The sequence below is a fragment of the Streptomyces sp. NPDC006208 genome, assembly GCF_040613775.1.
In the GTDB taxonomy this organism is placed as follows: domain Bacteria; phylum Actinomycetota; class Actinomycetes; order Streptomycetales; family Streptomycetaceae; genus Streptomyces.
Map to the genome: position 1 here is coordinate 70,760 of NZ_JBEXSW010000020.1, position 14,943 is coordinate 85,702.

Annotated in this window: 15 protein-coding genes; 3 read left to right on the forward strand and 12 right to left on the reverse strand. The window is 70.7% G+C overall.

Annotation, left to right across the window (positions count from 1 at the left end):
* Positions 1–148: 148 nt before the first annotated feature.
* From ABZ208_RS18280 to ABZ208_RS18305, 6 genes are all read right to left on the reverse strand, one after another.
* Complete coding sequence (locus ABZ208_RS18280) at positions 149–763, reverse strand: hypothetical protein (protein WP_356910477.1); 615 nt, start codon at positions 761–763, stop codon at positions 149–151.
* Complete coding sequence (locus tag ABZ208_RS18285) at positions 750–2,396, reverse strand: VWA domain-containing protein (protein WP_356910478.1); 1,647 nt, start codon at positions 2,394–2,396, stop codon at positions 750–752. The genes ABZ208_RS18280 and ABZ208_RS18285 overlap by 14 nt, the downstream gene beginning before the upstream one ends.
* On the reverse strand, positions 2,393–3,574 hold the full coding sequence (locus ABZ208_RS18290) for a toxic anion resistance protein (RefSeq protein WP_356910479.1): 1,182 nt from the start codon (positions 3,572–3,574) through the stop codon (positions 2,393–2,395). The genes ABZ208_RS18285 and ABZ208_RS18290 overlap by 4 nt, the downstream gene beginning before the upstream one ends.
* Before the next feature lie 12 nt (positions 3,575–3,586).
* Complete coding sequence (locus ABZ208_RS18295; RefSeq protein ID WP_356910480.1) at positions 3,587–4,690, reverse strand: hypothetical protein; 1,104 nt, start codon at positions 4,688–4,690, stop codon at positions 3,587–3,589.
* 130 nt (positions 4,691–4,820) lie between these two features.
* The gene (locus tag ABZ208_RS18300) at positions 4,821–5,207 is read right to left on the reverse strand and encodes a hypothetical protein (RefSeq protein ID WP_356910481.1); all 387 of its coding nucleotides are present in this window, start codon (positions 5,205–5,207) and stop codon (positions 4,821–4,823) included.
* Between the two features lie 84 nt (positions 5,208–5,291).
* Positions 5,292–6,503, reverse strand: a complete 1,212-nt coding sequence (locus tag ABZ208_RS18305) for a pyridoxal phosphate-dependent aminotransferase (protein WP_356910482.1) — start codon at positions 6,501–6,503, stop codon at positions 5,292–5,294.
* Between the two features lie 461 nt (positions 6,504–6,964).
* Between ABZ208_RS18305 and ABZ208_RS18310 the strand changes: the two genes are divergently transcribed.
* Positions 6,965–7,777: a putative protein N(5)-glutamine methyltransferase gene (locus ABZ208_RS18310; RefSeq protein WP_356910483.1), complete on the forward strand. Its 813-nt coding sequence runs from the start codon at positions 6,965–6,967 to the stop codon at positions 7,775–7,777.
* Between the two features lie 65 nt (positions 7,778–7,842).
* On the opposite strand, the gene ABZ208_RS18315 is transcribed toward ABZ208_RS18310, so the two are convergent.
* A complete protein-coding gene (locus ABZ208_RS18315; protein ID WP_356910484.1) occupies positions 7,843–8,079 on the reverse strand; it encodes a chaplin in 237 nt (78 codons plus the stop codon).
* A gap of 515 nt (positions 8,080–8,594) precedes the next feature.
* Here ABZ208_RS18315 and ABZ208_RS18320 point away from each other — a divergent pair.
* A complete protein-coding gene (locus ABZ208_RS18320; RefSeq protein ID WP_356910485.1) occupies positions 8,595–9,269 on the forward strand; it encodes a vitamin K epoxide reductase family protein in 675 nt (224 codons plus the stop codon).
* A 76-nt stretch (positions 9,270–9,345) separates the two neighbouring features.
* On the opposite strand, the gene ABZ208_RS18325 is transcribed toward ABZ208_RS18320, so the two are convergent.
* The 3 genes from ABZ208_RS18325 to ABZ208_RS18335 form a co-directional block, all read right to left on the reverse strand.
* On the reverse strand, positions 9,346–9,648 hold the full coding sequence (locus tag ABZ208_RS18325) for a hypothetical protein (RefSeq protein ID WP_356910486.1): 303 nt from the start codon (positions 9,646–9,648) through the stop codon (positions 9,346–9,348).
* A gap of 132 nt (positions 9,649–9,780) precedes the next feature.
* Positions 9,781–10,047 (reverse strand): hypothetical protein, encoded by a 267-nt coding sequence (locus tag ABZ208_RS18330; RefSeq protein ID WP_356910487.1) that lies wholly within the window; start codon positions 10,045–10,047, stop codon positions 9,781–9,783.
* Positions 10,048–10,310: 263 nt separating this feature from the next.
* Complete coding sequence (locus ABZ208_RS18335) at positions 10,311–10,550, reverse strand: chaplin (protein WP_356910488.1); 240 nt, start codon at positions 10,548–10,550, stop codon at positions 10,311–10,313.
* Between the two features lie 201 nt (positions 10,551–10,751).
* Between ABZ208_RS18335 and ABZ208_RS18340 the strand changes: the two genes are divergently transcribed.
* The gene (locus tag ABZ208_RS18340) at positions 10,752–11,381 is read left to right on the forward strand and encodes an alpha-ketoglutarate-dependent dioxygenase AlkB (protein WP_356910489.1); all 630 of its coding nucleotides are present in this window, start codon (positions 10,752–10,754) and stop codon (positions 11,379–11,381) included.
* Positions 11,382–11,667: 286 nt separating this feature from the next.
* On the opposite strand, the gene ABZ208_RS18345 is transcribed toward ABZ208_RS18340, so the two are convergent.
* A complete protein-coding gene (locus ABZ208_RS18345) occupies positions 11,668–13,278 on the reverse strand; it encodes a D-aminoacylase (RefSeq protein WP_356910490.1) in 1,611 nt (536 codons plus the stop codon).
* A 294-nt stretch (positions 13,279–13,572) separates the two neighbouring features.
* Positions 13,573–14,874: an amino acid deaminase gene (locus tag ABZ208_RS18350; protein ID WP_356910491.1), complete on the reverse strand. Its 1,302-nt coding sequence runs from the start codon at positions 14,872–14,874 to the stop codon at positions 13,573–13,575.
* Positions 14,875–14,943 lie beyond the last annotated feature (69 nt).

Consider the following 14,943-nt stretch of genomic DNA (forward strand, 5'->3'; position numbering starts at 1 on the left):
GCGGCGGGCCTGCCCGACTTCCGCCCTGACCTGTGGGGTCATACCGGCCCGCCGCGTCCGGCCCCCGAAGCCACCTCACCGGCTTCGGGGGCCGAACCCTTTTTCAGGGGCACTCTCCCGGGCGTCGGGCACGGGTGAGACACGGGGGCTACGAGGCGAACCCGCCACGCTCCTCCAGATAGCGGGTGTGGGTCTGCTGACGCCTGGACTCCGTCTCGCTCAGCGCCGCGGCGAGCGCCCCCGCTTCGGCGTGCAGCACCCCGAGCTGCCGCTCCAGATGGCGCTCCGGCGGCTCCGTGCCCGGAGTGAGTCGGGTCCACCAGCGGGTGCGGACGAAGGTGTCGACGGACTCCGGGACGTCCTGGCGGATCGTACGGGCCAGGACGTGCACCCCCTCCGGGTCCTGGGCGAGCACCTGTGCCACCCAGCCGGGGTCGAGCAGCGCCGTGAGCAGGTCGGTCAGCTCGGTGAGCCGGCCGGCCGCGGCGGGTGGCAGTTCGACGGACGCCAGATACGCGCGCAGCCTCGCGAGGTCGGTGCGCAGGGCGTCGAGCTGCTCGGCCGGGTCGGGGAAGTCCGGGGCCGGCGGGCGCTCGGGAGGGGCGATCAGCGCGCCGGCCCCGTACAGCCCGGCGATCACGAACGGCCAGTAGGCGCCCGCCAGTCCGGTGAAAGTGAGGGCGAGCCCCGCGATGCCGAAGGCGCAGCCCGTGAGGTTCTTGCGCGACTCGAGACAGCCGAGCGCCTTCCTACTGGTAGCCACGGATCTCCTCGAATGCGCCGTCCAGCGTCCCCGTCGTCGCGTCGAAGACGCGGCCGCCGGTGAGGGCGGCGATGTGCTCCAGCTCCGCGCGGTCGGAGTCACCGAAGAGGACGGGGAAGACGGGCGTGTGGCGGCGGTCGGCCGGCAGCCCCTGGTAGTACGCGTCGAAGGCCGTTGCCTCGATGCCCGTGGTGTTCTCGCCGTCCGTCATCAGAACCACGGAGGTGAACGTCTTCGTGGAGTCCTCGCTGCCCAGGTGTTCGTATGCCTCCTGCAGGCTGCTGTAGACCGCGGTTTCGCCCTCGGCGCTCAGACGCGCCGCGTCGGCGCGGATCGCGCGCAGCGCCGCGTCGGGGTCGGCGGGGTCGACCGTATGCGTACGGACCTGCTTGACGGCCGATCCGAAGGGCATCAGGGTGACCTCCTCCCGGTCCCGGAAGTCCTCGGTCAGCTCGGTCAGCGCGTCCTTGAGCCGCTGCAGCCGGTCACCCGCCATGGAGCCGGAGGTGTCCAGCACATACACCGTGCGCGACGGGCGGCGCAGCTTGTTGTCGTAAGCGTCCAGCAGTCCGTCCGCGACGGACCGGGTGCCGGGGAAGGGCAGTTCGCGCCGGATCCCGGCGGCGAGCGGAGCGGCCGGCTTCACCCCGGCGACCACGGGCCTGCGCAGTGTCCGCTCGGTGATCCCCTGCTGGGCGTCGCTGCCGCGGAGATACTCGGTCAGGGTCCGGCCGGCGGCGCGGGCCTCGGCCGGGGCGGACGTCAGCAGCGTGAAGGGGTAGTCGGCGCTCACCACCCCGTCCTTGGGCCGGATGACGGTGAGCCCGGCGCGGCTCTCGCGGTTCATGGACAGCAGGACGGACTCGTAGTTGACGAGCGCGTCGACGGTGGTGCGGCGGGTGTACGCGGCCGCCAGCCAGCCCGACGAGCCCGAGGTGAGCTGCTGCCCGGCGAAGAACTCCTTGAGCTTCGGTGTCGCTTTGCGCACGTCCGCCTCGGTGAGCGCGGACTGGGCGCCGGACAGACCGGACGCCACGGAGATCAGGGCGGAGAAACCGGAGTTGGAGCGGACGGGGTCGGTCATGCCGTAGGTGAGCCTGCCGTCGGCGACGGCGCGGTGGATCTGGGTCCAGGTGACGTCCTCGGGCCGCCACCCGAGCCGCCGTACTGCCTGGGTGCGCACACCGATCGCGACCGGCGAGGTCATGACGGGCGTCTCGGAGCTGATCCGCGGACCGGTGCCCGGCCGCAGCCGCAGATAGTCGTTGGACGAAAGCCACACGGCGTCGAACTTCCCGTCGGCCTTCCCCGACTCGATCTGCTCGACGGCGTCCAGCGTGCCGCTCCAGGTCGCCTCCACGGTGACCCCGGTAGCCTCGCGGGCCGCCTCCAGGACGGGCTTCATGTCCTCGAGCTCACTGGAGGCGAGGACGCGCAGGGTGACCGGGCTCCGGCCGGGGACCTTCCTGTCGTCGCCGCTGCCACTGCTGGTGCACCCGCCGACGAGAGCGACACCGAGGAGCATGCACACCACGCCGTGTACGCGGTGGCGCCCGGACCGCGAGTGCGGAGTCGGGTGGCCGATCGCGCGGGCCGCGGCTCTGCGCAGACGCGCCGCGAAGGAGCCGTTCATGCGAGGCCCCCCTCGAGCGTGTTCGCCGTGCGGGTGCGCTCCAAGTAGGCGCTCGCCGCCTGGAGTTCGCCGGTCAGGGATTCGACTGTGGTGGCCATCGCCTCGGTTGCCCGGGCCTTGTACGTGTCGATCGCGTCCAGCGTCCGGTAGATCTGCTGGAACGCCGTGCGCAGCGTCTCGGCGCCCACCGCCGGGTCCGCCGCGATGCGCTGGATCTCGCCGCTCTGGGTGGCGAGCATCTCCGCGTTGCCGCGGATCAGGTCCTCGGTCGTCGAGCGCAGGGTGTTGACCTGCTCGGTGACCTTGCGCTGACTGTCCAGGGCGGAGGCCAGCATGACGGCGATCCGCAGTGCCGAGACCGTTGTGGTGGCGGCACGGTCGACACCCTTGATGAGCTCGTCGTTGTTGCGGCGTACCACGTCCATCGCCAGGTAGCCCTGGGCACACACCGCGAGCTGGGTCAGCAGGTCCTGGTGCTTCTGCCGGACCGGGAAGAGCACATCGGCCCGCAGCGCGTCCGCCTGGACCGGGTCGGTCGCCTCGACGCTCGCGATACGGTCGCCGATCGCCGCGTCGACCGCCTCGGTGAGCACCGCGTACTCCTGGAGCCTGCCCATGGTCTCCCACAGCCGGGCCCGCTCGGTGTGCAGCGCGGCGTTGTCGCGGCGCAGCTCGTCCTGGCCGCCGCGCAGCGCGCCCACGATCTTGTTGAGTGTCGCCTGGGAGGAGGCGTACTTGGCCACATGGTCCCGGAGTCTGTTGCCGCCCGGCAGCCTGGCCAGCAGCCGGCGCGCCCCCTTCCCCGGGGTGTCGCGCGGGTCGAGGTCCTCCACGGTGCGGCGCAGCTCCACGAGGCAGGAGCCGACACGGGCCTGGGCGTCCTCGCCCCCGGAGGACAGCGAGCGCACGGTGCGGTCCAGCATCCGGTTGGACTGCTGGGCCGCGCCTCGGATGTCGGCCGCGCCGAGCGAGGCGATCTCGCCGATACGGGTCGCGAACTCGGGTGAGCGGGCGTCGAGTCCGGCCAGCGACGAGACGTGGTCGGCCGCCCGGCGCGTCATCTCCGTGCGTACGGTGTCGTCGAGCGGGACCAGCCCGGACGCCTGCTCCGAGCGGACCGGCGCGACCGGCTCCGGTGGTGTGAGGACGAGCGCGTCCGCGCTCTGCTGTTCGGTCATGGTGAAGTCCCCCTAGGACCGGGTCCGCCGCGCCATCGCGTGCAGTACCTCGGCGGTCGGCACAGGCGCCTGGCGCACCCCGGCCAGCTTCTGGTTGAGAAAGTCGGCGTGGTGGGTGGTCGCGGTGGTGAACTCGGCGGCCGCGCCCTGCGGCCGGAAACCGTGCCGTACCGCGATCTCGCGCAACCGGGCGTCGGAGGCGAGCAGTTCGCCGAGCGCGCGTCCGTTCTCGGTGAGCGGTACGAGCGTGTGGTCGCTGGAGACGGTGGTGTCCGGGTAGAGGACGACGAGGTCTCCCACGTCCTGCTTCTGCAGCAGCAGTGAGGCCACCTGCGACTCGTACACGAGCACCAGCGGATTGCCGACGCCGCTGATGAAGTCCCGGAACGGCGCGTCGCTGCTGGTCTGCTGTGCGCCCTGAACGGTGATCAGCTTCTTCAGCAGCGGCGCGGTCCGGTCGAGTGCGGCGTCGTTCGCGGCGACCTTGCCGCCGTCGGCGACGTACGAGGCCGCGGCCAGATACAGCGCACCCGAGTTGGAGGCGACAGGATCGGTGCTCGTGATGAACACGGTCCCGGTCAACTCGGCGTGCCCGGCAGTCCCTTTGAGCTGCTGCCAGGTCCGGTCCGCCTGTGCGGCCTTCAGATACGGCTCCATGCGCAGCGTCCCGGTCGACCTGCCGCTCAGCGTGGCGAGCCCGTTGCCGGCGAGCACCTCGGCGGCATTGCGGTGCGCGACGACGACAAGCGGCGAGTAGAAGGGGCGGATCGGGCCGCCCTGGATCTTCGCCCTGCGCTGCAGCTGGTCGGCGGGAGCCTTGGACGACGGGAACGCGAAGTCCTTCCCGTCAAGGGCCTGCTGGTCCATGGCCCAGGACCCTGAGGTCTCGGTCCGCACGGTGAAGCCCTTGGCAGCCAGGGCCTTCACCACCTGAGGGTCGGCGAAGAACTCGGCCTTCTCCGACCCGATCACTCCCTGCACGGTCCTCGTTGCCGTGCTCGTGTCCTGGCTCTCGCGGCCTGCGACGACGGCGACTGCCACACCGCCGATCAGCAGCACCGCCAGGACGATTCCTGCGATGCGTCTCACGTGAGCAGAGTGCTCGCGGAAACCCACATTCCGGGCGAAAGGAGGTGGACGGCGGGTGAAGTCCCTGCGGCACCGTTGCAACGGGCCGCTTGAGTCGTGATCGCCTGGATGGGTGGCACCCGGTCCGCGCGCCTACCCGGCCCGCGGACCGGGGCCGTCAGGGGGCGCCGACCAGCCGGGAGTCGCGCAGGGCGGCGGTGTGCGCGTCCATGCGCTCGGCGGCGAGGATCGCGGCGGCGGTGTCCGCACGGGACGCGGCGACGACGAGTGCGCGGCCCGCCAGGGCGAGCGCGCGGTTGTGCAGTGCCGCGGTGTCGGCGTGGCCCAGCGCGGCGTGCCGCGCGGGCGGCGTCCCGCGCAGCCGGGCCACCTGCTCGGCTATGCGATCGCCCTGCGGGCCGAGCCCCAGCTCGTCGGTGACGGCCAGCAGGGCGGCCAGATGTCCGGCGAGCTGGATGTCCAGCTCTTCCTCGCGGGTGCGGTGGGGGTACTGCGGGGCATCGGCCATCGAGTGGACCGACTTGGTGCGGATCGGCTCGTACATGGGGGATGGCCTCCTGCTCACGGTCAGGAGACCATCCTACATTGGATCGAGTCTAAAGTTGAGTGCTGTCGGGATCTGCCTGTCTCAGGGCTGCCCGTACCCGTCGAGGAACGCGCCGATCCTGGTCACCGCATGGGCAAGGTCCTTCGCCGCGGGCAGTGTGACGATGCGGAAGTGATCGGGCTCGGGCCAGTTGAAGCCCGTGCCCTGCACAACCATGATCTTCTCGGTGCGCAGCAGATCGAGGACCATCTGCCGGTCGTCCTTGATCTTGTAGACCTTGGGGTCGAGCCTCGGGAAGAGATACAGCGCGCCCTTGGGCTTCACGCAGGTCACGCCCGGGATCTGCGTCAGCAGGTCGTACGCGACGTCCCGCTGCTCCAGGATCCGCCCGCCGGGCAGCACCAGCTGCTCGACGGACTGCCGCCCGCCGAGCGCGGTGGCCACGGCGTGCTGGGCCGGCATGTTGGCGCACAGCCGCATGTTGGCGAGGATCGTCAGCCCCTCGATGTACGAGGCGGCATGGGCCTTCGGCCCGCAGACGGCCATCCAGCCCGAACGGTATCCGGCGACGCGGTAGTTCTTCGACAGTCCGTTGAAGGTGAGCACCATCAGATCCGGGGCGATGGCGGCGGTCGGGGTGTGTGTGGCCCCGTCGTAGAGGATCTTGTCGTAGATCTCGTCGGAGCACACGATCAGATTGTGGCGCCGGGCGATCTCGGTCAGGCCGCGCAGCATCTCGTCGCCGTAGACCGCGCCGGTGGGGTTGTTCGGGTTGATGATCACGATCGCCTTGGTGCGGTCGGTGATCTTGCGCTCGATGTCCGCGAGATCAGGCATCCACTCGGACTGCTCGTCGCAGCGGTAGTGCACGGCCGTCCCGCCGGCCAGCGACACGGACGCGGTCCACAGCGGATAGTCGGGCGCCGGGACCAGGACCTCGTCGCCGTCGTCGAGCAGTGCCTGCATCGACATCTGGATCAGCTCCGAGACGCCGTTGCCGAGGTAGATGTCCTCGACGTCGAGCTCGATGCCCTTGGTCTGGTAATGCTGCATCACGGCCCGCCGCGCGGACAGCAGACCCTTGGCGTCGCCGTAGCCGTGTGCCGAGCCGACGTTGCGCAGGATGTCCTCGAGGATCTCCGGCGGGCACTCGAACCCGAAGGCGGCGGGGTTGCCGGTGTTCAGCTTCAGGATGCGGTGACCTGCCGCCTCCAGGCGCATCGCCTCTTCGAGGACGGGCCCCCGGATTTCGTAACAGACGTTGGCGAGCTTCGTGGACTGGATCACCTGCATGTCCGTGAGCTTACGGGGGCGTCACATTGATCGCTCCGTGTTTCGGACCACCGACCCCATGGCGCTAATGTCCGCTTTGTTGCTTTCTCGGGGTGAGGCCCTCCGGGCCCCTTCGAAAGCGCTGTGCTGCGGGGGCACCTGCCTGCGATTCAAGCGTCGTCCTGGACAGGTGTTGCCCTGGTCACCCTCCTTGACGGGAGGGCCGGGACCCCGCCCCTGTCCGGGTGCCGGCCGGGGTGGCGAAATCAGGAGCCGGACTGCTCACGGTCGGGTAATCTTCGCGCTCAGGCAGTGCCCGAGCACTGTCCTGCCAACAGCACAGCTTCGAACAGCACAGCGACGAACCCCGGAGGTGAGACCCATTACCGCAACAGCAGGCTGGGTGCCCTCATCTCTCGGCCGTGCGGTCCACCGGGCATAGGTGACCGTGAGGGTGCCCTTCGGTACCCGAAAGGCTTTCCATGCTGGTTCCCTCGCTCACCCTCAGCCGCTCCGCCGTCGTCACCACCCTTCGCGGGGCCGGATGCGTCTTCGCCGAGGACGAGGCCGATCTGCTCCTGTCCGCCGCGCGTGACCCTGCCGAGCTCGCCGACATGGTCGGGCGGCGCGTCAGCGGACTGCCGCTCGAACACGTTCTCGGCTGGGCCGAGTTCTGCGGTATGCGAGTGTCCGTCGATCCCGGGGTGTTCGTGCCCCGCCGTCGTACCGAGTTCCTCGTCGCACAGGCCGTCAGGCTTGCCCCGCCCGGCGACGCCGTGGTCGTGGACCTGTGCTGCGGGTCGGGGGCGGTGGGGGCGGCGGTCGTCGCGACCCTCGGGCGGGGTGAGCTGCACGCCGCCGACATCGAGCCCGCCGCGGTCGGCTGCGCCCGGCGCAATGTCGCCGCGGCCGGCGGACAGGTGTACGAGGGGGACCTGTACGAACCCCTGCCCGCCGCGCTCACAGGGCGGATCGACGTCCTCGTCGTCAACGCCCCGTACGTACCGACCGGCCAGATCGGGCTGCTGCCGCCGGAGGCCCGCGACCACGAACCGCTGGTCGCTCTGGACGGTGGGCCGGACGGGCTCGGCGTGCAGCGGCGGGTGACCGCCGGGGCCGGGCAGTGGCTGGCGCCGGGCGGCGCCCTGCTCATCGAGACGAGCGAGCGCCAGGCTCCGTTCACATCGGCCGCGTTCGCCCGTCATGGGCTCGATCCGCGCGTGGTCGTCTGTGAGGACCTCGATGCCACCGTCGTGGTCGGGACGAAGCCCCGCCGGCCCTCCTGCAATCCGTGACCGCCGGAATGCAACGGAACGGCCCCGGGAGAAGGGTTTCTCCACAGGGCCGTTCTGCGTGAAAGTCAGCCGTTCATACAGACGTTGCCCGCGGCCGGGTTCAGCAGGCCGATCGCGGTGAAGCTGTTGCCGCAGAAGTTCAGCGGAATGTGGATCGGGAGCTGGAAGACGTTGCCCGACAGGACGCCGGGCGAGCCGACGGCGGATGCCTCGGCTCCCGCGTCGGCCATGGCGGGCGCCGCGGCGCCGCCGAGCGCCATGACGACACCTGCGACAACGGCTGCAGCCTTCATGCGGTTCATTTTGATCCTTTCGGCAATGGCGCCGTACGCAGTCACGACCGTCGTGCTGCGCAGCCGCGCACTGGCTGCGGGCATGCGCCTCTGCGGAACGAGTAACGATTTCATTCCCGCCGGGAAACCGACCGGTCGCTGCCGCCCCGAAAAGTCACTCGTATGCCGCACGATAATTCACGCATGAGGTCCGGGATTCCCGCGACCGGTCAATTCTCGCTCTCCCGTGCTTTTCGCGTTATTCGAATGCCGGCGTGTGTGCGCCCCGAGCGCCCCGAGGCGCGGTGCGCAGCGGGGCCTGCCCCGGCGGCGCGGGGGCGGCTTCTCGATCACTTGTCGCTTTTTGCTGTGAACGCCCGATCGTGGAACAGCCTGGTCAACCGCCTCCCCGCATGTCCGGTTCCGTACATTCACTCGAATGCTGCCCTGTGGCGCTTGCGTGAATTGGATTTCCCGGCCTGATTGCTGCGCCAATTGAGGCACAATAAGTGAATCCAGCACGCTATTCGAGTGGTGAAAGAAATATGACAATCACGACGACCGGACGTCTGTCCGTCGAACAGCGAGGAAGGCGGCGGGCCGCCAGGAAGGGCAGGGAGCGGGGGCCGGGCGGCGAAGCAATCGGCGGCACCCCAGGATTCGCCTGGCTTCTCGTGATCACGGGCGCGGCGGGACTGCTCGCGGCGTGGGTGATCACGATCGACAAGTTCAAGCTGCTCGAGGACCCGTCGTTCACGCCGGGGTGCAGTCTGAACCCGGTCGTCTCCTGCGGCAACATCATGAAGAGCGAACAGGCGTCGGTCTTCGGGTTCCCCAATCCGATGCTGGGCCTGGTGGCGTACGGGGCGGTGATCGCCATCGGGTCCGGCCTGCTGGCCGGCGCGGCCCACCGGCGCTGGTACTGGCTCGGGCTGAACGCCGGCACCCTCTTCGGGGTGGGTTTCTGCAGCTGGCTGCAGTACCAGTCGCTGTACGAGATCAACGCGTTGTGCCTGTGGTGCTCCCTGGCATGGGTCGCCACGATCGTGATGTTCTGCTACATCACCCTGCACAACATCGAGCACCGCATCATCAGGGTTCCCGAAGGACTGCGCCGGGCGCTGCTGGAGTTCCACTGGGCGCCGCCGGTGGTGTGGATCGGCATCATCGGCATGCTGATCCTGACCCGGTGGTGGGACTTCTGGACCGCCACAGGCTGAACGGCCGCCCGTTCAGGAGCACAGCGAAGGGCCCCGGCGGCCGTCCGGCCGCCGGGGCCCTTCGCGGACTGCGACATCAGCCGGCGCCGCCGAGCGAGACACCGCCCAGCATCGGGGTGGCCGACGCTGCCGTCTTGAGCAGCTGCTCCGGAGCCTTGCCCTTGACGTTGTTCAGCCCGGTGGCCGTGGAGGCGACCGAGCCGACCGTCGATTCCGCGTCGCCCAGGCTTGGATCGGGGGCCGAGGCCAGAGCCCGGTCGAGACCACCGTTGAGACTCATGGCAGGCATGCGCGTGGTGTCGGCGGCGAAAGCGGGCGAGGCCGCCCCCATCGCCACGACGGAACCGGCGATGACGGCTGCGGCCCTCGAGTACTTCATGGTTTCGAATCCCTTTCCCCGGCGGTGCTCTCCGCCGTCGTGAGGGGTAACGAGCTGTAGTCGCAAGGGAAACGCGAGGACACCTGTCCCGCCGGGCGCCTGCTGGGCCGTGCCCCCCGGCGGCCAGGGAGATCAGGCCGTATGCCGGTCGTAGAGCCAGCCCCGGCGTGGCTGCGGGGGAACGGGTGTGGTCTCGGCCCCGTCCGCAGGGGGAGGAGGGTACAGGGTGAGCCGGGTCCACTCGGCGTCCGGCCGGCCGGGCAGGGTACGGCCTGCTGCCGCCCACTCCCGCGCCAGCTGTTCGTAGATCGGGCTGGTGCCGGGCGGTGCGGCCGCCGGGGCCGGGGCCGTTCCCGTCTGGACGCGCTGCCATCGAGCAGGCGTGGAAGTCCTTGCCATACGACCGCCAACGCGCGCCCGTCGGTGAAGTCACTGCTCGGGTCGGGCGGTGGGGGACAGGCGGAACGGTCTTTCGAGCCCGTCACCCTCCCGGTGCGGCTCGACGGTCGGGTGAACCGCGGCCCCGCGGGAGGAAGTCGTCCTGAGGGGCCGGCGGGACGCCGGTACCGGGCCGGACATGACTGCGGCCTCCCCCGGTGGTGAAGGGGAGGCCGCAGTGTTCCGGGATGCTGGTACTCAGCCGCCCTGGTGCAGTGGCCGGACTAGGCGTTCGAGCAGACGTTGCCGAAGGCCGGGTTCAGCAGGGCGATCACGTTCACGGTGTTGCCGCAGACGTTGACCGGCACGTGGACCGGCACCTGGAGGACGTTGCCCGAGGCGACACCGGGGGAGTTGGCAGCGGCACCGTCCGCGCCGGCGTCGGCTGCGGCCATGCCGGCGCCGCCGGCGATCAGAGCACCAGACCCGGCGAGAACAGCGGCTGCCTTCGCGATACGCGACATCAACTTCTCCTTGCAAGACGACAGGTCGGCCGCAGGGTTTGCGGCCTTCACTCCCCGTTCAACGCGGGAAGCGAAGGCCGGTAACGGATCACACCGAAAGTCGGACCCCAACGGTCTCTTCGATGTCCTCGCGGCCGCCGTACGGGGCGCCGCGCGAGCCGAATAGCTCATATGTTCGGTTTCGGGGGTAGGGTGGAGGACATGGCAGTGCATCTGCAGGGTTCGCTCTTCGACCAGACCGACGAGATCATCCTCGGCCCGCTCGACGGAGTGCGCCGGACCGTCCTCGGCGACGGGGCCTGGATCGATGGACTGGCGGGCTGGCTCGAAGGGGCGGACGCACTGTTCGACGAACTCGTGGACACCGTGCCCTGGCGGGCCGAGCGGCGCCGGATGTACGAGCGGGAGGTGGCCGTGCCCCGGCTGCTCGCCTACTACGGGGAGGACGATCCCCTGCCGCATCCGGTCCTCGACCGGGCCCGCGCCGCCCTGTCGCGGCACTACGCCGACGAGCTCGGTGAGCCGTTCCGCACGGCCGGGCTGTGCTTCTACCGCGACGGTCACGACAGCGTTGCCTGGCACGGGGACAGGATCGGACGGGGTGCGCGGGAGGACACCATGGTTGCGATCCTGTCCGTCGGCGCCCCGCGCGATCTGGTGCTGCGGCCGGGACACGGCGGCGGGGCCACGGTGCGCCGGCCGCTCGGGCACGGCGATCTCATCGTGATGGGCGGCTCCTGCCAGCGGACCTGGGAGCACGCCGTCCCCAAGACGGCGCGCCCTGTGGGCCCGCGCATCAGCATCCAGTTCCGCCCGCGCGGGGTGAATTAGGCCCTGTCCGGGCGATCTTGTCGGGCCCGCGGCGGCAGCTGCGGCACCCCGCTGTGTTGTCCCAGTCGCCCGAGTACGTCCGGTACGCGGGCGATCTCCCCCGGCCTCCGGCCGGGCGGTGCCCCAAACGCCTTGCGATGCGTCCCCTCGGCCCTGGCGGCCTGGGGAGGCCCCATGCCTCGGCCCTGGCGGCCTGGGGAGGCCCCATGCCTCGGCCCTGGCGGCCTGGGGAGGCCCCACGCATCCGACGCCGCAGGCTGATCCTCGAAGATCGCCCGGTCAGGGCCTAGGCGCGAGGGGGCCGGGCGGTACCGCGCCGGACGGAGCGGCCTGCCAGCACGTCGGTGCGCACGCCGTCCTCGATGACGAACCGGCCGTCGATCAGCACATGCGGGATGCCCACCGGCAGCGTGCGCGGTGTGTCGAACGTGGAGCCCGCAGCCACCGTGTCCGGGTCGAACAGGACCAGGTCGGCGCGGTAGCCCTCACGGACCAGGCCGCGGTCGGGCAGCCGCAGCCGGGCGGCCGGGCGTCCGGTGAGATGGGCGACCGTCTCCTCCAGCGAGAGAATGCCCAGTTCCCTTGCGTACCGGCCGAGATAGTGCGGGAACGTGCCGTAGGCGCGCGGATGCGGTTTGTCGCCCTGGAGGATTCCGTCACTGCCGCCGGTGTGCACGCGGTGGCGCATGATCCGGCGGACGTTCTCCTCGTGGCCGACGTGCTGCAGGATCGTCGGGCCGAGGCGGTCCTCGATCAGCAGTCTGCGGGCGGTGGCCCAGGGGGCCTCGCCGCGTACGGTCGCCGACTCGGCGACCGTACGGCCCACGTAGCCGGCGAGCCCGGCCCCGCTCACGCCCGAGATCTCGATGGTGTCCCACTCGATCGGTACGCCGTGGCAGCCGTCCGAGCCGGTCTCCTCCAGGTGGTGGCGAATCCTCTCGGCGGTGGCATCGTCGTGCAGCCGCGCGAGCACCGCGTCCGGGCCGCCCTCGTTCGCCCAGCTCGGCAGCATCGCGGCCAGTGTGGTGCAGCCGGGGGTGTACGGATAGGTGTCGAGGGAGATGTCCGCGCCGGCGTCGAGCGCATCGTCGAGCAGGGCGAGCAGCTCGGGCGCACGGCCCTTGTTCACGCCGAAGTTCATGGTGGCGTGGGCGAGATGGAGCGCGCAGCCGGCCGCGCGGGTGAGGGAGACCATCTCTTCGTAGGCCTCGAGCGCGCCGGCGCCGTAGGAGCGGTGATGCGGGCAGTAGTAGCCGTCGAAGCGCGCCACCACCCGGCACAGCTCGGTCAGTTCGGCGTTGTCCGCGTACATTCCGGGCGTGTAGGTCAGGCCCGACGACAGGCCGACCGCGCCTTGCTCCATGCCATCGGCGACGAGCTGCTTCATCCGCGCGAGCTCGGCGTCTGTCGCCGGACGGTCGTCCCAGCCGACCGCGTACATCCGGACCGTGCCTTGAGGGATCAGGTACGCCGCGTTGACGGCGATGCCACGGTCCAGACGGTCCAGGTACTCGCCGACGGTGCGCCAGTCGAAGTCGATGTCCGAGCCGTCGCCGTTCCAGCCGGTGATCGCCGTGCGGACCTCGGCGAGCGTGGCGTCGTCGACGGGTGCGTACGACAGCCCGTCCTGACCCAGCACTTCGAGGGTGACGCCCTGGGCAGCCTTCGCGCAATGGTCCGGGTCGCGCAGCAGGGCGAGGTCGCTGTGGGCGTGCATGTCGATGAAGCCGGGCGAGAGCGCGAGGCCGTGCGCGTCGAGGGTACGCGCCCCGGAGAGGGCGGGGTCGCCTTCACGGCGTATCGCGGCGATGCGGCCGTCGCGGATGCGGACGTCGGCGCGGTACGACGGGCTGCCACTGCCGTCGATGAGGCGGGCGTCGCGGATGACGAGATCCATGGTGGGGCCACCTTTCGGCGGGGGTGGTCCTCCCCGGCCCGGCCCTTCCCGTAACCGGGGCAGGCCCCGGAAACCCGTACGGCCTTCGGCCGTGCCCTCGATCTCCCCCGGACGGGGCTGGAGTTGACCGGCGGCTTCAGCCTCGCTGGGGGAGCACCTCCCTCGCCCGCAGGGCATGGGGGGAGTTTTGAGGCGCGGGGGTCCGGGGGCAGAGACCCCGGTCACGGGAAGTCGGCGTCCCCCACGCCCGCCAGGGCGCAGGGGGAGGGGCGGGGGAAACGCACCCCGCACGGGTCAGAAGAACGTGCGGATGTAGTCGACGACCGCGCCGTCCGCCTCGACCAGCGGAATCAGCTGCCACTTGTCGAACGACGTGCACGGGTGGGACAGGCCCATCCCCAGCCAGTCGCCCACCTCCAGGTCCGCCTCCGCAGTGGTGCGGACCCAGCCGTGCTGGTCGGAGAGCCCGCTCACCGAGATGCCGTCCGCCGGGCGGATCTCGCCGGTGCGGCCGTCGCGGACGACCTGCGCCTCGGGCAGATCCAGGTCGTACGCGGCGTCCCGCTTGCCCGCGTTGACGAACGCCTGGTCGGGGGTGGGGCGCGAGACGACCTGGGCCCACAGCCGGAACGCCGGGTGCAGTGCGCCCTCGTCCGGGAGGCGGTTGAAGGGGGTGAGGTGGCGGTAGTGGCCGTCGTCGTGCGAGACGTACGCGCCGGAGCGCAGCAGCTTCAGGACGGGGCGGGACAGTTCGGGGATCTCCCCGAACACATCGGCGACCGCGTCGAACCAGGCACTTCCGCCCGCGCTGATCACGATCTCCGCGGTGCCGTCGAAGCGTCCGGCCTTGTCGAAGTCGGCGGCCAGCGCGGTCAGCCGGCGTACCCAGGCACGTACCCGGTCCCCGTCGGCCTGCGGGACCTCGCCCTCGTAACCGGCGACGCCGACCAGCCGGAGCGTCGCGGTGGCGGCGACCGCGTCGGCGACGGCCGCGCATCCGGCCTCGGTGCGCACCCCGGTGCGGGCGCCCTCGCCCGCCCCCAGTTCGATGACGACCTCGACGGGGCGGGAGGTGCCCCGCAGGGCCTCGTCCATGAGCTCGACGCCGCGCACGGAGTCGACGTAACAGATGAAGCGGAAGTCCGGATCGGCGTCCAGCTCGCCCGCCAGCCAGCGCAGGGCGGCAGCGTCCACGACCTCGTTGGCGAGGAAGATCCGCTGGATCCCGTGCGCGCGGCAGACGCGGGCCTGGTGCGGTACGGCGGCGGTGATGCCCCAAGCGCCGTACGCCAGTTGGCGCTCGAAGAGCTGCGGTGACATGGAGGTCTTGCCGTGCGGGGCGAAAGCGAGGCCGTGGCGCTCGGAGTAGGTCTCCAGGAGTGCCAGATTGTGTTCGAGGGACTCGGCGGACAGGGCGAGGACGGGGGTGGTGAAGCCGCCGGTGAAAAGGTTGCGGCGGTCGGCGGCGAGTTCGCCGACGGTGAGCCCTTCGGCGTCGGGCGGGAGTGCCTTGAAGCGGTGGTCGACGCGTTCGCTCGCCAGCTGCGCGAGCCGCTCGACGGCGGTGTCGGCGTTGCCGGCGTGGTCGGCGGGCATGAGGGCCTCCTTCATAAAGGGTTGCACTATATGCAACGCCCATTGCGTATATCGCTTATGGCTGTCTAA